Here is a 21,038-nt window from a genome sequence, read left to right on the forward strand (position 1 = left end):
CTTTAAGATTTTTAAGAACACAATTAATAGAGTCGTTTTTTCTAAAAACTTTTTCGATATTTTGAACATTTAAAGGTAGTCTTTTTAAAAATCAACCAAATGTTTTATCGGTCTAAAAGTGATACTTTGCTTTGTTTTAATAGATACGCGATGCGTTTCACCGAATCTGTTGTGATTATCATTTTCTGATTTTTTTTAATGCAATCTGTGAAACTTTAATCAATAAGAAGTAATTGACTTAAATAATCATAATCTGGTCTGAATGAATGCGGAATAGTATGAATTTAGGTTTATATTTTAGCTATTTTCTGTATTTAATATTAATTAACAAAAAGCGGATATGATTATTACTATTTTCAAAAAATGAATTTTATAATGTTAAATTCTTAATATTTTAAAATTATTTCTGTGAATAACGCATTATCTTTGATGTGTTGAGATAATACCGTTTCAGCATTAAAATTAAAATAAAATGAAAAAACTTCTACTTTTAGTGGCCTCAGTTGCCACAGTAGGTTTTGGGCTCATGAAAGCCCAAGCACCAACGCTTGGAGCTTCAGCTAGTTTTGCGCTGTTCTCTACCAATGGAGCCGTGACAAATACTGGAATGTCAATCATTACAGGAGATGTTGGAACTAACAACGGTGCTGCAACCAATTTCGGAAACGTAAATGGAGTGATGCATGATGCTGATGGAGCTGCGGCTCTGGCGGCTGCTTCTCTTACTATCGCTTACAACCAGCTGAATGCTGCGACGCCAAACTTTTTTCCTTCTCCACTTTTAGGAAACGGGCAAACACTTGTTGCAGGAACTTATTCAATTGGGCAGACTGCTTCTTTAAACGGTGAGCTTACCCTTGATGGTGGTGGAAATCCAAATGCGGTTTTCATCTTCCAAATCGAAGGCGCTTTTTCTTCAGCAGCTGGTTCGAAAGTAATCCTTACTAATGGAGCTAAAGCCTGTAACGTTTTTTGGAAAGTGGAAGGTTTGGTAGATCTTGCAACCAGTACCACCATTAAAGGAACGATTGTAGCGAACAATGCCGCAGTTATTTTGAATACGGGTGTTAATCTTGAAGGTCGTGCTTTTTCAACAACTGGTGCTGTTACGGTATCAGGTGTTACCATTGCTAAACCACTTGGCTGTGGAACGCCAGTTCTTACAGGTCCTACACAACCTGTTTTAAATTCAGTAGCATGTTACACGATATTCTCTGGTAACGGAGCGGTAACAAACTCAGGTATTTCTTTCATCACAGGTGATGTTGGAACTAATGTAGGTTTGACCACTGGTTTTCAAGCAGAAAATGTAACAGGAACTATTCACCCAAATCCTGATGTATCTACTGCGACATGTGCAGCTGATTTAAACAACGTATATACTTATTTAAATACACTTCCTACCGATATCGAATTGTTGTACCCTGCAGCTTTCGGTAACGATTTGGTTTTAACGCCACACACTTACCATTTGAATGCAGCTACCGTTTTGAACGGAACCGTTTATTTGAATGCTCAAGGTAATGCAGACGCTGTTTTTGTAATTAAAATCAATGGAGCTTTATCTACAAGTACTTATGCTAAAGTGATTTTGCAAAATGGTGCTCAAGCGAAAAACGTTTTCTGGAAAGTTGACGGAGCAGTTAACTTAAACGACTACGCAGACTTCAAAGGATCAGTAATTGGTAATAATGGTGCAGTGATCATCAATACCGGAGTGAATATTGAAGGTAGAGTATTGAGTACAAGTGGTGGCATTACTACTTTTGGTATCAAAGCAGTAATGACTCCAGGATGTAATCCCTTAGCTACTCAATCTGCAAACGCTAAAAATCAAGGTGCTAAATTCTATCCAAATCCTTTCTCTTCCGTACTAAACGTGAAGATGGATGATGTAGATGGTGGTTCAACCTTAACTATTTTCAATGCAGCCGGTGCGCAAGTAAAAGAGACTGTTTTGTCTCAGAAAACTACTGCCGTACCAATGAGACTTCCAGCGGGAGTTTATTTTTACCAATTGAATGGTAAGAAAGGTGCAAAACAAAGTGGTAAATTAATTTCTAAACCATAGGTTTTTAAATCATATTACGAAGCCCTACCGATTTGGTGGGGCTTTTTTTTGTGAAAACTTTTAATATAAAAGCTTAATGAAATTTTATATATTTAAAAAAAATCTGACAGATTGTTATTGAAGCACTTTCAACCCAGCTTTTGCAATGCGAACATCTTCGCTGCCGTGCGCGCCGCCAACTCCAATGCCGCCGACCACTTTTCCCTTAATAACAATCGGAATTCCGCCGTCCATCGCTAAAATATTTTCATCTAAATATCGAATATCTTCTGGAATAGAGCCGTCTTTAATCCCTTTTGCGATTTCTGCGGTTTCACGTTTTTGGGAACAAGCGGTAAATGCTTTCTTATAACTGGCGCGGATGGTATGAACGCCCGCATGGTGATGACGAAGAACTGCCAAGGTCTGACCTGATTGATCAACAACCGTAATCGTTACAAAAAGTCCGTTTTTATTGGCTTCGGTAAATGCGGCTTGAATTATTTTGTTGGCCATATCGCCAGTGAGTACCGGTTCCATTATTGTGTTTTTTTGGGCGTAAGTCATGAGTGATAAGTTGGTGATTAAGAGTAAGAGGAATTTTTTCATTTATTATTTTTTTGTTCAATAGAAGCTGAGTTTTAACTTAAAGAAAATAGAAGCCCATTTTAGTAATGAGCTAAAAACTGAGCATCAATTTTAATGGCATGCTTCTTTCTCTTTTTCAGACCAAACTTACGGCTTTTAAATTCCCTCAATAGAATTATTTTATAAAAGTCATCATCAAATCTTTAATTAAAAATCAAAAATAATGATAAGATCAATCGTGCCTTTAATGGTGATTTCAGCGTTAATAGTGAGCTGTAATAAAACTGATACCGTTAGTGAAACATCCGAAACTCAAAAAGAAGTGGTCCTGGATTCTCTAATTCCAGCCGATACACTTCGTGCAGATAATATAGTAGAAGAAGATATAGAAAATGCAGCTGAAGCTTACACCTACAATTACAGAGCGGATGATGGTACCATGGCGGTAGCGACTTTTTTAAATACTGATCAAGCTCATACCGTTACCATTAAAATGGATAAAAAAACTTATGTTTTAGATCAAACCCAAGCTTGGGCAAAGGGAGCAGATTACGAGAAAGACGGTGTAAAAGCTCATAACCAGAGGGATGATTTAGACGTTACGATAGAAGGTAAAACCATTAAGCTCAAACGTCAATACGACACGAAGTAATTCGTTAAGCTTTTTAGTAAATTAAAAAAACGTAATTTATAAGTGCTTAAATTAAAAATCTTACCAACTAAAATCAATCTTAATGAACGATATTCTCACCTTACGAAGACACCTTCACCAACATCCAGAACTTTCAGGGTTCGAATTTGAAACATCAAAGACGATCGCTGCTTTTTTAAAACAATATGCTCCCGACGAACTGTTAGAAAACTTAGGAAACGGAACCGGAATTATCGCAATTTTTAATCCTGAACAGGAAGTGAAACAAACGATTCTCTTTCGTTGTGAGCTCGATGCTTTACCGATTCAGGAAATCAATGACTTTGAACACCGATCAATCACCGATGAGGTTTCACACAAATGTGGACATGATGGTCATATGGCGGTGATGTGCGCTTTATCCAAAAAATTATCAGTACAAAAAATGCAGCATACAAAAATACTTTTGCTTTTTCAGCCCGCCGAAGAGAATGGGGAAGGAGCTGTGGCGATTTATAATGACGAGCGTTTTAAAAAATTAAGTCCAGACCAAGTTTTTGCTTTGCATAATCTTCCTGGATATGATCATCATGATATCGTAGTGAAGGATCACACTTTTACTTGCGCCGTCAATTCGATTATTATTAAACTTCACGGCAGAACTGCTCACGCTGGGGAACCGGAGAATGGTGATAATCCAGCTTTGGCAGTTGCGCAGATTATTACGGAATTTAACACGAAGATTCAGCCTAATCCAAAGAAAGAAAAGTTCAGCGTTTTGACGCCTATTTATTTAACAATGGGAACCGAGGACTATGGGATTTCTGCCGGTTATGGGGAAGTTCATTACACGTTCCGACGTGCAGCTAATTCTGAAATGAAAGAATTGGAGCAAGAATTAGAACAGATCGCAATCAGCGCCGCAGAAAAATATAAATTGAAACCAGAAATTTCTTGGACCCAAAGATTCAGCGCTAACGAAAATGATCCAAAAGCCGTGGATTTTGTTCGTCAGGCCGCGAAAGACTGCAATCTTAATTTAATAGAAAGAGACGTTCCTTTTCAATGGGGCGAAGATTTCGGAATTTTTACCGAACATTTTAAAGGTGCCATGTTTGGTTTAGGAAGTGGAAAAGAAACGCCCAATCTGCACAATCCAGATTACGACTGGCCCGACGAAATCACCGAAACCGGTGCCGAAATATTTTATAAAATAAGTCAACTGATCGATGCACAATAATTCATACCTCGAGCTTGATCCCAAAGCCTACAAAATCAATATTGATTTCCTCCGGAAGCATTTTCACAAAGGCGTGCTTTTCTCTTCAGTAGTAAAAGGAAACGCTTACGGACATTCCATCGAAAAATTCGTAGAAATTGCTGTGGCTGAAAAGGTGACCCACTTTTCCGTCTTTGATAGCAACGAAGCGCGTCGTGTTCAAGCCGTTGTTGGTGAAAAAGCAACGGTCATGATTATGGGTTGGTTGAGTAATGAAGATGATCTCCCTTGGGTTATTGAAAATAATATCGAGTTTTTTGTTTTTGAAAAACATAGGTTAACTGCAGCTTTAGCTTCCGCGAAAAAACTAGGTAAAAAAGCCATTGTCCATATTGAAGTGGAAACCGGCATGAACCGAACAGGTTTTAATTCCAGTGAATTGAAATGGGTCCAGGATTTTCTCCTTAAGAATGCTGAGTTCATTGAATTTAAAGGGCTTTGTACGCATTTCGCTGGCGCCGAAAGTATTGCTAATTATTTCCGCATTAAAAAACAAATCGATCGGTATGACGAAATCTACAACCAGTTTTGTGATAAAGGTTTGAAACCCAAACAGAAACATGCTGCCTGTTCGGCCGCTGCCATGATGTATCCCGAAACACAGATGGATATGGTTCGAATCGGAATTATGCAATACGGTTTTTGGTCGAGTCCGGAAGTTTTGGTTAATTTTTACAATACCAAAAGAAAGAACGAAAATCCGCTAAAACGCGTCATTAGTTGGAAAAGCGAAGTGATGAGTGTGAAAAAAGTAAAACGCGGCGAGTTCGTGGGTTACGGTACCAGCTTTATGGCAGATGCCAATATGAAAATCGCCTGTGTTCCGGTTGGTTATGCGCACGGTTATGGTCGAAGCTTAAGCAATGTTGGGCGAGTGCTCATTAACGGTGAGCGTTGCGTAGTCATCGGCAGCATCAATATGAATATGATGGTAATCGACGTTACGCTGCTTGATAACATTAAAAGGAATGATGAGGTAGTTCTCATCGGTGATCAGGCAGATAAACAATTATCGGTTTCGTCGTTTAGCGATTATAGTAATTTGTTGAATTATGAATTATTGACTCGTCTTTCCGCAGATATTCCACGGATTATAAAAAATTAGGGAATACATTTTAAATCCCTTCATTTTTTAGAAGATGAAATTATCGTTCGTAGAAAAATTCTCTTAGACTGAACTACTCATATAAATTATAACCAATTCTTTTCGTTACAAAATCAAAGATTCCGTCTCGATCAAAGTCATTAGGTAAAAGTTCCTTGATGATTGTTGAGGTTTCACTATTGGGATTTTCTCTAATAATTCTTTTAAATTCTTCTAAATTTTCGGGATTCAGTTTTCCCTGTTCGTGGGTTTGGGTATTGTCGTAGCCTAAAAGATACGCGTATTGATATTCTTTTAATTGCTGCTTTATTTCTTTAATTAATTTTGAATTTGGGAAGTCAATTAAAAATTTCTCACGTGATTCTACTCTTTTTGCGACATCGCGCCAGGAAATTCTAATTGCTGCATCAGACTGAAAGAGCACTTGATCTTCAGCGGTAATCATTTCTAAATAGGTTTGATAGTCCGGACTAAATTTACCGGCAAATAATTTGAAGTAGTACGTCGGAAGCATCCGAAGTTCGGTATAACCTTCACCAATTTCCCAAAATTCAATTCCTGCAGCTCGATAATCTTTCACCAGTTTCTCTACTTCTTTTGGGAATTTCATGGTGTAGACTTGTGTCTGAGGATCGTAATCGGAATACCCGTAATATTTTTCCAGCAGTGTTTCTTTTCTGATTTGTAGAAGAGTCAGTGCGGAGTCATTTTCCTTTATTAGATTTTTATATAATTCGTCGGCTTTCTCTGGTGCAACGGACTTTAACAATAAAGAAAGTACCTGCTGTCGCTTTTTAATATGAGTGATGATTTCATTTTCAGGCGCTGAAGAAGGCAGATATATTGGCGGATCCTTGGGAAGGTTTTGAGTCGCGACTTCAATCGTTTGATCAACCGTTTTAATTTTCTGTTCTTCTTTTTTGCAAGAATAAATTATCAGCGAAAAGAGCAGTAGGTAAAGTATTTTTTTTGTCATCAACATATTAATAGAATTTGGTCTGCTTGTCTGCGACTTTCACATCGACGACTTTATCATATAAGAATATCTTTCCGGATTTAGCATCTACACAGAAGATTTTACTGATCTTTTAAACAAAGAAGAATACATTTGAAATAGAAAGTTAAATATAGAGAAAAATTTTATTTCTCAAACTTAAATTTCTTTGATAACCCGCTCTGCAATAGGGATGGAAACGGCATCCTTTTCTTTTAAAGTACCAATTGGAAAATTCAGAAAGCACCGTCGGCAAAGAAAAGATATAGTGGACAGCCCGGCTGCTATTTTTTGCTTTGGAAAAATAGGAGATTGCCCAACTCGGTGTTGCAAATGTTAGAAATTTTATAGGCTAACCAAATGTGATCTTCACTATATAATCTGAAGTGATTTTACGAAATTAGCATTTTATTGCAATTATCTTCTACAATTATGTGAATCGATTAACAAACAAATCTTATATTCGTTTCTCAGCCTTTTAAACATTTAGTCCATGAAAAAACTCTTTACTTTTCTTTCCTTTTTCATTCTTTTTACTTTTTCTGCCCAAGAAGTCACCATTGTGGAGCCAGCTTCTGATTATGAAGTTGAAGAAGGTTATCCAGAAGTCGCAAAACAGGAAAGCGAGAGAATACTTTTCTTTAACTCCGATATTACAATTGCTGAAAACGCCGATGTCACCGTCAAAGAAACGGTTAAGGTTTATGCGAATGGTCAAGCGATAAAAAGAGGTCTTTTTCGTGCGCTTCCAATGGTGAGAAATACGAAGAGCGGCCAAGAAAAGATTGAGTACAAGATTATTTCTATTACAAAAGATGGCCGTCGCGAAGATTACCACACGGAGACGATGAATGGCGTTTTTAATATTTATATCGGCAATAAAGATATTATACTGCAACCAGGAAATTATACGTATGAAATCGTTTACACCACGCAAGATCAAATAGACCATTTTAATGGGTATGATGAATTTTACTGGAACGTAAATGGTACAGACTGGGAATTTCCAATTGAAAACATTCAGGCAACGCTCACCTTGCCACCGGGTGCCGACATGCTACAAAACTCCTGTTATACGGGCGTTGATGGAAGTCAGGACCAAAATTGCACCGCAGAAAATCTTAGTCCGACCAAGATTATCTTTAAAGCGCAAAATTTAAAATCAGAGGAAAACTTAACGATTGCAGTTGGTTTCAAAGCTGGCGTCTTAAAAGAGCCGTCTCCTTTGATGAAATGGATGAAGAGAAATTGGCCCTCTTTATTTTTGATTCTGGCAGCTTTCTATTTGCTCTACTTTTATTATGATCAATGGAAAAAATATGGGAAAGATCCAGAAAAGCCAGTGGTTATTCCGCAGTTCAATGCTCCGGGAAATTTATCGCCAGGTTCTTTAGGATACATTGATAAAGGGAAATTTGATTTGACTCAAGTCACGGCTAATTTGGTCGATCTCTCCATCAAAGGTTTTGTCGATATCGATGAGGTCAAAGATGGACAGCAGGAGTTCAGCTTTTCAAAAGTTTTTAATTTAACTAAGACAGGCAAAGAGGATAATAACCTTCAGGAAGACCAAAAGTTGTTGCTCAAAAATATTTTCGGAAGAGGAAAGAAAGCTATCATCAGCGGTACTTACAGCTCGCAAATAAGAAATGCAGTGAACAATTTTGAGAGGTTTATATTTAAAACAAACAAAGTTTATTTGGAGAATGCTGATAATCAGAAATTAGTCTACAAAGCTTTAAAAATTATTTTGATCATTTTTTTTACGGCACTTTTATTAAGCTCTTTAGTGACTTTTAATTTTAAATCTTTATTCATGGCCATTTTCTTAATGGGATTTGATGCCATTTTTATCATCGTGCTCGTCTCCACTTGGCAGGAAAAAAATAAGCTCATATTTTTCGTTATTCTCTTAGTTGCTTTGCCGGTCATGATTCCGCTATTTGCCTTCGCATTTTCTAGCGGGGCAAGCGTTACTTCTTACGAGTCCAACTGTTTCAAGTTTTTAATATTCGGCACGATTTCCCTGCTCATATTTCGCTATCTCATCAAACAGCCGAGTGAAGAGAAAGTCAAAATGGAAGCAGAGATTGCTGGCCTAAAAATGTATCTCGGTACCGCCGAAGAAAATCAACTAAAATTTCATAATCCGCCCGAAATGACCACGGCTTTATATGAAAAGTTTCTCCCGTATGCGATTGTTTTTGGCGTCGAAGGTATTTGGGGTAAACGATTTAGAGATCAATTAAAGGAAACGGTGGAGGAGCCTGCACTTGCAGCCTTACAAAGTGACCTCGGTTACAGTTTTGCAAGTTCTCTCGGAAGCGCTCTTGCAGCAAGCACAGAACCGCCCCGCAGCTTTTCATCCTCTTCATCTTCCTCAAGCTCATCATCCTCTTCACGCTCGTCCAGATCCTCATCTTACTCAGGCGGGTCCAGTTCCAGCGGGTCTTCAGGGGGTGGTTCCTCTGGCGGTGGTGGAGGCGGCGGCGGCGGTGGCGGCTGGTAATTCGTAGCGCTACAAGAAATGTGTTAGATTTTTTAAGGAGCATCACGAGCGGATATTCGTTTAAAAATCAGACCCGTGTTCCGCTATATCTTTTTCTTTTTGCAAAAGAAAAAGGATAACGCTGCACCCGGGGCTACGATAAAGAGCTGTTTATCTTTTCACCGAAATACCTGTTTATTTTCAAAAACGAAGATGTAAAGGCTTTTAGTTTTATCTGCTACAGACATTTCTTTTTTATAATTCGCTACTATTTTATAGATTGGCTAGTAATCAAACCTATTCAAAACCTTCTGTTAACGAATGGCTCTTCCGATTAGGTGTTGATCATTTTCACAGTATTCTTCTGACAGGAATTTTTTTAGCAACCATTTTAATGTACTCGTCATCAGACCTTTTCGATTTCTTTAATTTGTTAATCCTGATTCTAGGAGCGCAAGTTTACACCAATCCTACTTCCTACAACACTCCTAATTATAGCGCAGTTATCGTAAAATCTTTGCGACAAAAGAAAAAGCACTTGATAATAAAGTGCTTTTATGTAATCAGGAATCGTGGGTAAATAACGTTTGATTTATTTAACCAGTTGATCAATTGCCTTGGCAAGCTTGTGATCTTTTTCAGTAATTGCATCACCTTTGTCGTGCGTACACAAGTTGATGGTGACTTTGTTATATTCATTTGACCAATCAGGATGATGTTCCTGACATTCGGCTAGAAAAGCCACTCGGGTCATAAAGGCAAAGGCTTCAGAAAAATCTTTGAACTTAAAAGTCTGTTGAAGTTTTCCATCTATTTCTTTCCACATGATATTGTAATTTTTAATTAATAATTCTACCAAGAAATCGAATAATGATTTTAATATCAGTCGCAATTTTCCATTTCAATAATCTAATAGCCGTTGTCCTTTATTTCGTCTTCAAACACTTGCTGCAGCGTTTCGATATGACAGAAACTGCATTCTTTAGAAGTTAAAAGTTGTTCTGGCTGCCCTTTGGATTTCAAATATTCTTTTCCATATTCCTGAATAATGACTTCATCCTTGATCGCGTGCGGAGCTACGATATCGAAGTGCATTACGCTGCCATCTTTTTTTGTTACATAGGTGTCCCAAACTGCTACTTCCATTCTATTTGTTTTTTTTATCTAAATTATTATTCGGACCTACTCAAATTTAGTGATTATTTAATAACGTTCTAATTCTAAACTTTGTTTTTTATTGAAAAGTAATTTGGAATAGCTGCTAGAAGTTACGTCCAGACTATTGGAACGCTGATAATTTTAAGACGAAAATATTTAAGTAAAATATTTAAAATGATCCAGTAATTAATGGTTGCAAACTGATGCAGATATAATATTGAAATAAACTTCCAATTAATCAACAAAATAAGGGAAATTAATTCTCGGCAGTTCTATCGACTTTTTACTTCAATTTTAGCGTTTCTGGGATTGCATTTAAAATCTTGTATTGTTTATCATTTCGATCCTTTCCCTTTAACGCTAAATAAATATCTGGATTTTTAGGAAACGCGTTAGGCAAAGCAATGATGCCATCCAATTTTTTAGATGATATTTTTTGAAGGCTATCTGGAAAGAATTTATTTTTCAAATCCGAAATAGTCAAGCTGTCTTTTTTATGTTCGGGGAAAATTTTAAGAGGGATTTCTTGGGCAGCTAAATAGCTTGAGCCGCCAATAAAAAATAGAAGTATAAAAAAGTATTTCATCATTTTAATTTTATTAAAGATAAGAAATAAGCGGAAACGTTAAAGGTTTTCTTCAAACAAAAAAATCCAAGTTCTAAAAAGACTTGGATTTTTAAATGAATGACAAAATGTTTTACGGATGCATCGCAATTACTTGATTCAAGAAATCTACAATATCTTGTCCGGAATAGTCGGCCATCCCCTCTGTTTTATGAGCGATATTTCCTTGCTTATCCAGAATAACCGTCGTGGGTAAACTGCCACGGAAAAACTCTTCCGGGAAATCACTGGCTGGATAATACACAGGCAAGCTCAATTTTCTTTTCTCCATAAATTTAGTAGCTTTCGGTTTGTTTCCTTCCGCCTCCAAAATGACAAAAACAACTTCATCATTGTCTTTAAATCGATCATACAGTTTTTGAATCGATGGCATTTCGGCGATGCACGGTCCACACCAAGTCGCCCAGAAATTAATAAAAACCACTTTTCCTTTCAGATCTTCCAGAGAAACTTTTTTTCCGGTCTGATCAAGCATATTCATTTTGTAGTTGGCTGCTTTTGCATTTTCTGTATTTGAATTTGGAAGGTTGGTAGAAAGTGAACTTTCCTTTAAATCAGGATTAAAGAAACCTAATTTCATTAAACCTTGTTGCATGTTTGCCTTCACTTCAGGCACAAAGATCATCGAGAGAATCAAGCCTATGAAGGCGATATTAGAAGCTTTTTTCATTATATTTTTTGTTTGAGTATTCATAAAGATTTTTTTAATTCACATTAAAAATTAGCATTCTGAGGGAGAATGCAAAGTCATCTAGGGTTGAAATACTAAACTAAAGAAGTGCGCAATTGCTGATAGAGAATGTAGAGCGGAACAGATCTGGCCTTGTGAATGCCAATTTGGTCAGCTTCCAAAATGGAAATCTGATTTAAAAAAGTGACTTTTTGGATTGAATAATCAATTCTTTTTACCGCAACCTGTTCCGATTTTTCAGAAATCTGCGTTGAAACAAACTGACAAGAAGAAGTAGATTTTAAACCAGATGATGAACTGTTTTCGATATTGAAAACCTGCTGTATCGATTGTTTTACCCCACAAGAAGAAACTACCAATAAAAAAATCAGCAGTGCAAAACTCAACGTTTTAAAAATTCTTAAGGGAAAACTCTTTTTCATTTCGTTTGCAAAAATACTCGGAATATAATCCTTGCACGAATTTTTAACAGAGTTTATGTTTTAGAGATCGCGTAGTGACTTGCTCAATTAATTGGTATCGAAAGATATACGCTTTAAAAGAGTAGCGATTAATGATTTTGCTATTTATTTTCGTTTCATTAAAATAATCTTCGAAATTTCCATGGCGATGAAAGGAATCAATCCAAGACCTAAAGCCATCAGCCAACCGTTTAGATCGGGTAGATGAAGTTTAAAAGCATTTCTAAGAAAAGGAATAAATAATAAAGAAAGCTGTAAAAACAATCCTAATAAAATTGCTCCATTCAAATAGTGGTTGCTAAAAATTTTAATTTGATAGAAAGGTTTTTTACTGCTTCTCAATGATAACGAGTAAAACAGCTGGGCACAAACTAAAACCAAAAAAGTCAAGGTTCTCGCATTTTTAACAACTTCGACGGGAATTTTTTTGTCAAATGGAGAATATCCCAATTCATAGAATCCATACCAAAATGCCAAAATTGTAATGACGCCAATGAGTATTCCGCCGAGTACGACTTGAATTCCGGCACCTTGAGAGAAGAAGCTTTCCTTTGCATTCCGTGGTTTTTCCTTCATCACTTCTGAATCATCACCATCCATTCCCAGCGCAATTGCAGGTAAGGAATCGGTGAGAAGATTGATCCATAGAAGTTGGGTTGCAATAAGCGGAACTGGCCACCCCAGCGAAAGGGTCACAAACATGACGAGGACTTCACCGAGATTACAAGTCAACAGGAAAATCACGGACTTTTTAATATTGTTAAAAATATTACGACCCTGTTCAATCGCTACGACAATCGTTGAAAAGTTATCGTCGGTCAGGATCATATCCGCCGCATTTTTAGCGACGTCGGTTCCGGTAATTCCCATGGCGACTCCAATGTCTGCAACAGTCAACGATGGTCCGTCGTTTACGCCATCACCCGTCATCGACACGATATGTCCTTTGGCCTGAAGTGCTTGAACAATTTGAACTTTATGCTGCGGAGAAACTCTGGCAAAAACGCGGTAGTTTTCCACTTTTTCCAGTAATTCCTGGTTAGTTAAGTCATCCAGTTCGGGACCAGTTATCACTTGGTCTATTGTTTCGGCAACTTCAAGATTTTTTGCGATGGCGAAGGCTGTATTTTTATGGTCGCCGGTAATGATAATTGTTTTGATCCCGGCTTGCTTCGCCAGTTGGATGGACGGTTTGACTTCCTCTCGGGCCGGATCAATCATTCCAACCAATCCAACTAAAACTAGTCCTTCCTCCATTTGAGTGGAAGTCGTCTCAGAGGTCTTGGATTTGTAGGCCAAAGCTAAAGTGCGCAAAGCATTGTTCGACATTTTTCTGGCAGCATCACTGAAATTTTGATGATCTTCTTCCGTAAAAGGGCGGATCTCGTTTTGATCAAAAATAAAGTCAACTACATTGAATAAACTTCCCAAAGCTCCTTTCGTGTACACTGTAAAATCACTTTCTGACTTTACTAAGACCGACATCATTTTGCGATCACTATCAAATGGATTTTCTCCAACTCTTTGATTATTTTGCAAAAGATTGGGGCGGTCAATTTCCATTTTATCGCCGAGCACTAGAAGCGCAATCTCAGTCGGATCGCCCGTTGCTTCTTCGTTTTCGAGTGTTGCATCGGAACAAAGAATCATTCCTTCGGTCAATTTCCGGACGGAGTCGGAAAGGTTTATTTTTTGATTATCATCGATTAAACGAGGACCGTCGGAAGTGTACACTTCAGTAACCGTCATTTTGTTTAGCGTTAACGTGCCCGTTTTATCGGAACAAATGATATTCACCGAGCCTAATGTTTCTACGGCAGGAAGTTTCCTAATAATGGCATTTTTCTTGGACATTGCCGTAACTCCGATAGAAAGTACCACGGCCACAATCGCTGCCAAACCTTCTGGAATAGAAGCAACCGCCAGCGAAACGGAGATCAGAAACATTTCTGCCAAATCTCTACCTTGAATCCAGGAAAGTCCAAAAATAACAAGGCAGATTGCCACCGCTATTTTTCCAAGCGTTTTTCCGAGTTCGCTCAGTTTTTTTTCTAACGGTGTTTTTTGAGTAACGCCAGTGTCCAGGAGATTAGCAATTTTCCCGACTTCTGTATTCATGCCCGTTTCCACTACGACGCCAGTTCCTCTTCCCGCCGTTACAATTGTTGACATAAAGCACATATTGGACATTTCTGCAATGGGTGTTTTAAGATCTTTTAAAGTAGCTTCAGCATCTTTGTGAACTGGAAGTGATTCTCCCGTTAGCGAGGATTCTTCAATTTGGAGGTTGACCGTTTCTATCAGTCGTAAATCTGCTGGGATGATTCGACCCGCATCTAAAATCACCAAATCTCCGGGGACTAATTCCGCGCTGTCGATCTCCTTGGTTTGTCCCTCTCGTTTTACCAAGGCTTTTGGCGACGACATTTTCAGTAAAGCATCAATTGCTTTCCCAGCTTTAATTTCTTGGAAAGTTCCAATGCCGGCGTTAATTAAAATAACAAGCAGAATAATGGCTGAGTCAATATATTCGCCCATCAAGATGGTAATAACAACGGCGGCTAAAAGAACATAGATCAGCCAGTCCTGCAGTTGAGAAAGTACTATTTTATAAACCGGTTTCTTTTTCTTTGCTTCCAAGCGATTGGGTCCAATTTCTTCTTTCAGCTGGTGGGCTTTTACCTGTGATAACCCCTTAGAAGGTTCTACACCGAGGTTATTTAAAGTTTCAGTAACCGATTGGGTAAAATAGTTTACTTTTTTATTTTCCATGATGATAGAAATAAATGACTGATCTGCGTTACTGCAAATTAGGGCTTTATAAGTCAAAATAGAAGAAAGAAGGAACAAATTTTCATTATAAAATCATGTTAAAATAAGTATATCTTTATGATTTTAAAAAGAATTTTAAAAATGAGCGCACGTGTTTATTGGTCAAATTGGTTTCCGATTATTGAAAGAAATGGCAGGAAATTTTTCACCGTCGATTTGAGAAAGGAATGGAGGAAAACAATTTTCTTTACATGTTATTATTTTCCAATCTTTCCTAAGGCTTCAATCACTGCAAAAGCAGCACTTTCACCTGAAAGCATTGCGGCGTTGAGTGAACCGTTGACTAAAGTATCACCAGCCAAGAAGATCTGATTAGAATAGCGACTTTCTGATGGTATCAAATTGTATTTGATGTTTTTTAAATCGGGTAGGGCTTGTGGAATTTCGTACTGCTTGATCAGTCTAATAACATCAATATTAAAATGCTTTTTTAACTCACCTTTAACTTGGTCAACCAGTTCCTGTCCTTTTAAGTTTTGATGGTCAACCACGGTCACAGATAATAATTCTTTACCAGCATTGACAGAAGTTTCTAAACTGGTATGATAGAAAATATTATTAATCACGGTATTTTCTGCGGGCAGAAGTCCAATCAACGGTTTTTGTATGACACGTTTTTCAGTTTCGAAATAAAGGTTGAAACACGATTTCCAGATCAACATTTCTCTTTTAAAGTCTGGAATTAAATGGCTTGCATCGGTGGCAATAATGGTAAAATCGCTTTCTAAAACCTGTCCATTTTCTAAATTGATTATTCCATCTTGAACCGATTTAACTTTAGTGTTAAAAAGGATTTTAGTAGATTTTAAATTGTTCGCTAATTGATTTGGTATCGCTTGTATTCCGGCTTTCGGTAAAGCGGCATTTCCGGTGCCGAACATTTTATAGACAAATTCAAACATTCGGCTTGAAGTTTCCAATTGCGTTTCCAAAAAGATTCCACTAAAAAACGGTTTGAAGAATTGTGAAATCACTTGATTTGAAAATCCGAAATCCTTTAAATATTGTAGGGTGGTTTTTTCTTCTTCATTAAAAATTTCGGCGATACTTTTAGCCTTTAACTTTAAATTCAATTGAAGTATTTTTATTTTATCACTCAACGGAATGAGACTAGAAAACACGGTCGGAAATAATAAAGAAAAGTCCCGCAACGGATCGCCGATCTGGTTTTCTTTTCCGTTGTTAAAAATGGCGGCGCCTGGCAAGAAGTTTTGTAATTCTAACGCTTCGTAATCCAGAAATTTTTGAGCAGCTGGATAAGAAGTTAATAAAACTTGAAAACCATGATCGAGTTGATAACCTTCAACAATATCTGTTTTTACACGACCGCCGACCGAATCTGTGGATTCTAATATAATGGGCGAGTAGCCTTGATTTTCCAGAGTTTGTGCGGCAATTAAACCGCTTACTCCAGCGCCAATGATGTATATTTTGTAATCTTGTTTTTCCATAATGAATTCTACTGATTACAAAACTAGTGATTAAAGGTGTGCTAAAATAAATTTAATTTATTTTAATGCAACAAACGCTCTAAATTATTCAGTTCAAAATCTTTAAATCGGCCTGAGCAATGCGAACATCTTCACTTCCGTGAAAGTCACCAACGCCAGTTTCGCCCACTACTTTTCCTTCGATGATAATTGGGATTCCGCCATCCATAATTAAAATATTTTCATCCAGATATCGAATGTCTTCGGGAATAGAACCGTCTTTAATTCGTTTGGCAATCACCGCAGTATCACGATTTATAGACTTATACAAAACAAAAGTATTTAAATATCTAAAAATATCACGAGTGAATTTATTTTGGGTCAAAGTGTGAGACTTTTCGCAGCGGCTGGATGATAGGAAGAACATCTTTGATTATTTTAAAGATCCTGTGAACAATTGGAAGGTTAGTAGAAAAGACAACCTTGACAAGGTTTTTAATTCCAGTGACAAAAAAAATGGTGCGGAAAGCAGAGGATTATGAGTTCAGTGGTGCGAGAAATTATGCTGATTTAAATGGTCCTTTGCATGCTTTACGGTTTTTAGAGGGCGTTTGAAGTTGTTGTGGTTTTTTAACTTATTGCAAATCCGCGACATTGGTGAAATTAGTTTTGTATTTATGAAAATAACCATTTGAAAAGAAAGTTAGAAGCAATGCCACAAACTATAGTTATAACTAAAGATAAGAAAAACCAAGTCGTTTTTCTCTGACTTTTAACATACATCTTTTCTTTAGTTTTAACGGACTTTCTTGTCAATACGACAAAACTAAGCTTTCTGTTATTTGCTAAATTATTAATCCAAGTTCCAAGAATGATTGCCCCAATTAAGGAGATAACAATGAAAATAAGCGATTTGATGAAGTAAAAATTTTGTTCATTACTTGCGACATAATTTAATATAAAATTAATTTTTTTATCAATATTTTGACTTGGTAAATTTGTGAACTTCTGAACTTTCTCTAATTCGCTTAGATTAAAATTTTTGGTATTAATATAGATTCCCACAATTGATCCTAGAAAAAAGATTAGCGCAGAAATTACTCCGATTTCAGAACTGTTTTTTCTAATAAATTTTGAGATTTTTCCCTCCTCCTGTAGAATTGATTTAATTTGATTCGTAATTAAACTTTCTATGTCAGATGCCCAACTTCGGGCAGTATGTTGTATGAGAATGCGAAACTCACCATTAGAAGGATATAAAATTGGAATATCATCGTCCTCAATTATCGATTTATATGGTGATGCGATAATTGTCAATTCAATTTCTTGTTTTTCAGGTACTGTTTTATCTGCAAATTGGATTAAATATGACCAACTCATTTTCACGCCAATAGATTCAATAGGTTTAACTTCATTATAAGTTAACAGTTCTTCATATGAACTAAGCATGACTGACGACTGGTCTGAAAAGAATATTTTAGTCCTAAGTTGTATAAGATGTCCATTATTTTGTTGACTAATTCTCTGATCTATTAAATTGTGAAAATTTTGTAAATCTTTTAGATATACATTGAAGGAACCGACAATACGCCTAGTCATGGTTTGGGGTTTTCCTAATAACCCAGAGACAAAATCTTTAAATTGATTTTCATTAAAAGGTAAAGTTAAATAACCATTCTGATTATCGATTCTTTGGCTAAATACAATTTCATTATTTTCATCCATAACTTTAATTTATGTTGCTGACATTATGTTTTTACAAATATACTAGATAAAATATGTTCGTATAAAATATTTTTATATTTTATTAAACTATGTGATATTTCATTCTAAAAAATAGATTTCTATTATTTAACAATTATTAAATATACAAATAATGACAAAGAATTTAACTTTAGAAGAAATGGAACAAAAAAAATTAGAAAATCAAAAGAAGGACGAAGAGTTACTGATGAGTTATGTAATTTTTTAAATGATCAAAATAATAATCATTTAAAAATCGAAAGAATTGAAAATGGATTTAGTTTAAAAACAGACGATAAATCATATTTGTTTGAACATTATTCAATTAATGATTATAACTCGAGACTTACATTTATACAAAAAACTGTCTTTAAAAGAGATGAGATAGTTGAAGAAAAAGATGATAATAAAAGTTTAAAATTAGTTCTCGATGAGTTTCATACTTTTTTGGAAACATTATTAAAAATTAAGAATGAGGATTAGCCATTAAAAAGATTTAGTTTTCTAAACCTATAGTGCCAACTTAAATCTTTGCTTATAATCACAAAAAAAGAACGCCCCGATTTCTCAGAGCGTTCAAACCACATATCAAACTATTTCTAGTAAGATCCTTTTTCCACGAAATGGGCTGCAACCTTTTCAGTCAAGGCAACTACATTTGGCATATTGGTGTATTTTGTAAATCTGCGTAAACCAGAAAGCATCATGCGCTGTTCGTCGCCTTCTGCAAAAGATACGATTCCTTCTTTCGCTGCAGTAGAGATTGCTTCCACGGCTTTGTAAAGATTTAATCTCGCCATTGAGGCTTGTACAGAATCAGTATCGAAATGTTTCTCTGCTCTTAAAATTGCAGATTCTGCCATATAGATCTGATTCAAAATTTCAGAGGCATTTAATAAAAGATGCTGCTGTTTTTCGATGTCCATCATATATTTCTGAAGCGCCGCTCCCGCAACCATTAAGAATACTTTCTTCAAGTTGTGAAGGAGGGCTTTTTCTTCAGACATATAGGCTGAATAATCTGGAACTTCGAATGACGGAATTCCCATCAATTCTTTTCCGATCGCCATGGCTGGTTTCAACAAATCAAGTTCGCCTTTCATTGTTTTCTTAATCAACATTCCTACGGCAAGAAGTCGGTTGATTTCGTTGGTTCCTTCGTAGATACGACTGATTCTGGAATCTCTCCAAGCTGCCTCCATGGGTGCATCTTCTGAGAAGCCCATTCCACCGTAAATCTGAATTCCTTCGTCAGCAATATGTTGCGTTAAATCTGAAACATAAACTTTAAGAATAGAACATTCCACCGCATATTCTGCCAAAGCATTTAATTCTGCTTCTTCGTGTTTCATGCCGCCAGCGATGAATTCCTCAATTTTATCTTCAACATCTTTCGCCGCTCTGTACGATCCAGATTCTGAAACGAAAATTCCAGTTGACATTTCGGCAATTTTCTTACGAATCGCTCCAAAAGTCGAAATGGAAACTCCGAACTGTTTTCTTTCGTTGGCGTAATTAATCGCCATTGAAGTAATTCTTCTCTGTCCGTCAACGTTTGCGGCAGCTAATTTAATACGGCCTGCATTCAAAGCATTCAAGGCGATTTTGAAACCATTGTTTCTTTCTCCTAAAAGATTTTCCACCGGGATTTTCATATCATTAAAGAAAACCTGACGTGTAGAAGAGGAACGGATTCCTAATTTATGCTCTTCTTCACCCATGGTAAAGCTGGCGGGATCTTCTAACTCCGACTTGTTAAAGACGAAAGCCGTAATGTTTTTATCATCTTCAATTCTAGCGAAAAAGGTAAAAGTCTCCGCAAAACCTGCGTTTGAAATCCACATTTTCTGTCCATTGATGATGTAATGTTTCCCATCTTCTGTCAAGACTGCTCTTGTTTTTCCAGAGTTCGCATCGGAACCTGCATCTGGTTCTGTCAAACAGTAAGCTCCGAATTTTTCACCCGTTGCTAAAGCAGGAAGGTATTTTTGTTTTTGTTCTTCCGTTCCATAAAGAAGGATAGGAAGCGTTCCAATTCCCGTGTGTGCACCATACGCTGTTGCCAATGATCCGTTTCCACCAGAAATTTTATCGCAGGCTAACATCGTACTTACGAAACCCATTCCGAGTCCGCCGTACGCTTCTGGAACTGCAATTCCTAAAGTTCCCATTTCGCCTAATTTGCGCATGGTTTCTTCAGTCAAAGCATAATCTTTCTGTTCGAAACGTTTATTGTTTGGAATCACGTCTCGCTCCATAAATTCGTTAATAGAATCACGAAGCATTTTTTGCTCCTCAGTCAATTCTTCAAGACTGAATAATTCTGCGGCCGGAATATCTTTGATGATGAATTCGCCGCCTTTTAGTGTTTTTGTTGTTGTATCGCTCATTATTTGTTTTTTTTAATTTTAGATTTTGGTTGAGACGAATAGATGATAGACGGATAGATAATAGATTAAAACCGCACGGTAAAGTCTTTCATCTATCAGTCTATTATCTTCTTGTCTTCTTATTCTTTTAAGGTATTTTGAAAAACCATCGTGGCTCTTTGCCAATCTTCGATTTTGCTCTCTAGTTCTTCAGTCGCATCTTGCACTAAATATTTTCTGTGATTTGCTAGTAGAAGTTGCGTTTGCAACTCAAATGAGGAACCTAAAGAAATATCTATAAAATGACTGAAAGATTTATTGGTTCTGCTTGAACCTTCTGCTATGTTAGACGGAATCGAAATTGAGCACCGATCCATTTGACTTTTAAGACCAAACTTCTCGATTGTTGGAAAGGTATCTGTTAAATCTAGAATAGTTTTGGCTATCTCTAAACCCATCTGCCAAATCTTTAATTTCTTAAAATTATGTCTCTTAAAATCACTCATGCTTTAAAGTTTTTAGATTAATGTCTATTATCCATCAGTCTATCATCTAATTGTCTTTTTTAAAGTCTATCATCTATCCGTCTATTAT

17 protein-coding genes and 1 pseudogene are annotated in these 21,038 nt (G+C 36.6%); 5 read left to right on the plus strand and 13 right to left on the minus strand.

Going from position 1 to position 21,038, the window contains the following annotated elements; translation table 11 throughout:
- Positions 1-472: 472 nt before the first annotated feature.
- Positions 473-2,071, plus strand: a complete 1,599-nt coding sequence (locus BMX49_RS08060; RefSeq protein WP_051803490.1) for an ice-binding family protein — start codon at positions 473-475, stop codon at positions 2,069-2,071.
- A gap of 114 nt (positions 2,072-2,185) precedes the next feature.
- Here the strand turns inward: BMX49_RS08060 and BMX49_RS08065 are convergent, their stop codons facing one another.
- On the minus strand, positions 2,186-2,659 hold the full coding sequence (locus BMX49_RS08065; protein WP_051803488.1) for a GlcG/HbpS family heme-binding protein: 474 nt from the start codon (positions 2,657-2,659) through the stop codon (positions 2,186-2,188).
- Between the two features lie 202 nt (positions 2,660-2,861).
- On the opposite strand from BMX49_RS08065, the gene BMX49_RS08070 reads away from it, so the two are divergent.
- The 3 genes from BMX49_RS08070 to alr all read left to right on the plus strand — a co-directional run bounded on the left by BMX49_RS08070 (position 2,862) and on the right by alr (position 5,653).
- Positions 2,862-3,290, plus strand: coding sequence for a hypothetical protein (locus tag BMX49_RS08070; RefSeq protein WP_034716107.1), 429 nt, complete (start codon positions 2,862-2,864; stop codon positions 3,288-3,290).
- A gap of 82 nt (positions 3,291-3,372) precedes the next feature.
- Complete coding sequence (locus BMX49_RS08075) at positions 3,373-4,509, plus strand: amidohydrolase (RefSeq protein WP_034716106.1); 1,137 nt, start codon at positions 3,373-3,375, stop codon at positions 4,507-4,509.
- Positions 4,499-5,653, plus strand: a complete 1,155-nt coding sequence (alr, locus tag BMX49_RS08080) for an alanine racemase (RefSeq protein WP_034716104.1) — start codon at positions 4,499-4,501, stop codon at positions 5,651-5,653. The genes BMX49_RS08075 and alr overlap by 11 nt, the downstream gene beginning before the upstream one ends.
- Before the next feature lie 73 nt (positions 5,654-5,726).
- Here alr and BMX49_RS08085 read toward each other — a convergent pair whose 3' ends face one another.
- Positions 5,727-6,629 (minus strand): hypothetical protein, encoded by a 903-nt coding sequence (locus BMX49_RS08085; protein ID WP_126337088.1) that lies wholly within the window; start codon positions 6,627-6,629, stop codon positions 5,727-5,729.
- Between the two features lie 511 nt (positions 6,630-7,140).
- Here BMX49_RS08085 and BMX49_RS08090 point away from each other — a divergent pair.
- The gene (locus tag BMX49_RS08090; RefSeq protein WP_034716101.1) at positions 7,141-9,156 is read left to right on the plus strand and encodes a DUF2207 domain-containing protein; all 2,016 of its coding nucleotides are present in this window, start codon (positions 7,141-7,143) and stop codon (positions 9,154-9,156) included.
- 571 nt (positions 9,157-9,727) lie between these two features.
- Here BMX49_RS08090 and BMX49_RS08095 read toward each other — a convergent pair.
- From BMX49_RS08095 to BMX49_RS08145, 11 genes and pseudogenes are all read right to left on the minus strand, one after another.
- A complete protein-coding gene (locus BMX49_RS08095) occupies positions 9,728-9,961 on the minus strand; it encodes a 4a-hydroxytetrahydrobiopterin dehydratase (protein WP_034717359.1) in 234 nt (77 codons plus the stop codon).
- 83 nt (positions 9,962-10,044) lie between these two features.
- On the minus strand, positions 10,045-10,281 hold the full coding sequence (locus BMX49_RS08100) for a DUF2024 family protein (RefSeq protein ID WP_034716099.1): 237 nt from the start codon (positions 10,279-10,281) through the stop codon (positions 10,045-10,047).
- Positions 10,282-10,576: 295 nt separating this feature from the next.
- On the minus strand, positions 10,577-10,882 hold the full coding sequence (locus tag BMX49_RS08105; RefSeq protein WP_034716097.1) for a hypothetical protein: 306 nt from the start codon (positions 10,880-10,882) through the stop codon (positions 10,577-10,579).
- 109 nt (positions 10,883-10,991) lie between these two features.
- On the minus strand, positions 10,992-11,612 hold the full coding sequence (locus tag BMX49_RS08110) for a TlpA family protein disulfide reductase (protein WP_034716095.1): 621 nt from the start codon (positions 11,610-11,612) through the stop codon (positions 10,992-10,994).
- 71 nt (positions 11,613-11,683) lie between these two features.
- A complete protein-coding gene (locus BMX49_RS08115; RefSeq protein ID WP_034716092.1) occupies positions 11,684-12,031 on the minus strand; it encodes a hypothetical protein in 348 nt (115 codons plus the stop codon).
- Positions 12,032-12,175: 144 nt separating this feature from the next.
- A complete protein-coding gene (locus tag BMX49_RS08120) occupies positions 12,176-14,842 on the minus strand; it encodes a cation-translocating P-type ATPase (RefSeq protein WP_034716090.1) in 2,667 nt (888 codons plus the stop codon).
- A gap of 257 nt (positions 14,843-15,099) precedes the next feature.
- On the minus strand, positions 15,100-16,353 hold the full coding sequence (locus tag BMX49_RS08125; RefSeq protein WP_034716088.1) for an NAD(P)/FAD-dependent oxidoreductase: 1,254 nt from the start codon (positions 16,351-16,353) through the stop codon (positions 15,100-15,102).
- A gap of 88 nt (positions 16,354-16,441) precedes the next feature.
- A pseudogene (locus BMX49_RS14910) lies at positions 16,442-16,654 on the minus strand (heme-binding protein); the annotation flags it as partial.
- A gap of 353 nt (positions 16,655-17,007) precedes the next feature.
- Positions 17,008-18,057: a hypothetical protein gene (locus BMX49_RS08135; RefSeq protein WP_034716086.1), complete on the minus strand. Its 1,050-nt coding sequence runs from the start codon at positions 18,055-18,057 to the stop codon at positions 17,008-17,010.
- 617 nt (positions 18,058-18,674) lie between these two features.
- A complete protein-coding gene (locus tag BMX49_RS08140) occupies positions 18,675-20,465 on the minus strand; it encodes an acyl-CoA dehydrogenase FadE (protein WP_034716084.1) in 1,791 nt (596 codons plus the stop codon).
- 119 nt (positions 20,466-20,584) lie between these two features.
- On the minus strand, positions 20,585-20,950 hold the full coding sequence (locus tag BMX49_RS08145; RefSeq protein ID WP_034716082.1) for a four helix bundle protein: 366 nt from the start codon (positions 20,948-20,950) through the stop codon (positions 20,585-20,587).
- Between the last annotated feature and the right edge of the window lie 88 nt (positions 20,951-21,038).

Source organism: Kaistella antarctica, from assembly GCF_900109615.1.
Classification (GTDB): Bacteria; Bacteroidota; Bacteroidia; order Flavobacteriales; family Weeksellaceae; genus Kaistella; species Kaistella antarctica.

Coding starts and splice junctions, on each gene's coding strand:
- BMX49_RS08060 (WP_051803490.1), top strand. CDS start 473: ATGAAAAAACTTCTACTTTTAGTGGCCTCAGTTGCCACAGTAGGTTTT.
- BMX49_RS08065 (WP_051803488.1), bottom strand. CDS start 2,659: ATGAAAAAATTCCTCTTACTCTTAATCACCAACTTATCACTCATGACT.
- BMX49_RS08070 (WP_034716107.1), top strand. CDS start 2,862: ATGATAAGATCAATCGTGCCTTTAATGGTGATTTCAGCGTTAATAGTG.
- BMX49_RS08075 (WP_034716106.1), top strand. CDS start 3,373: ATGAACGATATTCTCACCTTACGAAGACACCTTCACCAACATCCAGAA.
- alr (WP_034716104.1), top strand. CDS start 4,499: ATGCACAATAATTCATACCTCGAGCTTGATCCCAAAGCCTACAAAATC.
- BMX49_RS08085 (WP_126337088.1), bottom strand. CDS start 6,629: ATGACAAAAAAAATACTTTACCTACTGCTCTTTTCGCTGATAATTTAT.
- BMX49_RS08090 (WP_034716101.1), top strand. CDS start 7,141: ATGAAAAAACTCTTTACTTTTCTTTCCTTTTTCATTCTTTTTACTTTT.
- BMX49_RS08095 (WP_034717359.1), bottom strand. CDS start 9,961: ATGTGGAAAGAAATAGATGGAAAACTTCAACAGACTTTTAAGTTCAAA.
- BMX49_RS08100 (WP_034716099.1), bottom strand. CDS start 10,281: ATGGAAGTAGCAGTTTGGGACACCTATGTAACAAAAAAAGATGGCAGC.
- BMX49_RS08105 (WP_034716097.1), bottom strand. CDS start 10,882: ATGATGAAATACTTTTTTATACTTCTATTTTTTATTGGCGGCTCAAGC.
- BMX49_RS08110 (WP_034716095.1), bottom strand. CDS start 11,612: ATGAATACTCAAACAAAAAATATAATGAAAAAAGCTTCTAATATCGCC.
- BMX49_RS08115 (WP_034716092.1), bottom strand. CDS start 12,031: ATGAAAAAGAGTTTTCCCTTAAGAATTTTTAAAACGTTGAGTTTTGCA.
- BMX49_RS08120 (WP_034716090.1), bottom strand. CDS start 14,842: ATGGAAAATAAAAAAGTAAACTATTTTACCCAATCGGTTACTGAAACT.
- BMX49_RS08125 (WP_034716088.1), bottom strand. CDS start 16,353: ATGGAAAAACAAGATTACAAAATATACATCATTGGCGCTGGAGTAAGC.
- BMX49_RS08135 (WP_034716086.1), bottom strand. CDS start 18,057: ATGGATGAAAATAATGAAATTGTATTTAGCCAAAGAATCGATAATCAG.
- BMX49_RS08140 (WP_034716084.1), bottom strand. CDS start 20,465: ATGAGCGATACAACAACAAAAACACTAAAAGGCGGCGAATTCATCATC.
- BMX49_RS08145 (WP_034716082.1), bottom strand. CDS start 20,950: ATGAGTGATTTTAAGAGACATAATTTTAAGAAATTAAAGATTTGGCAG.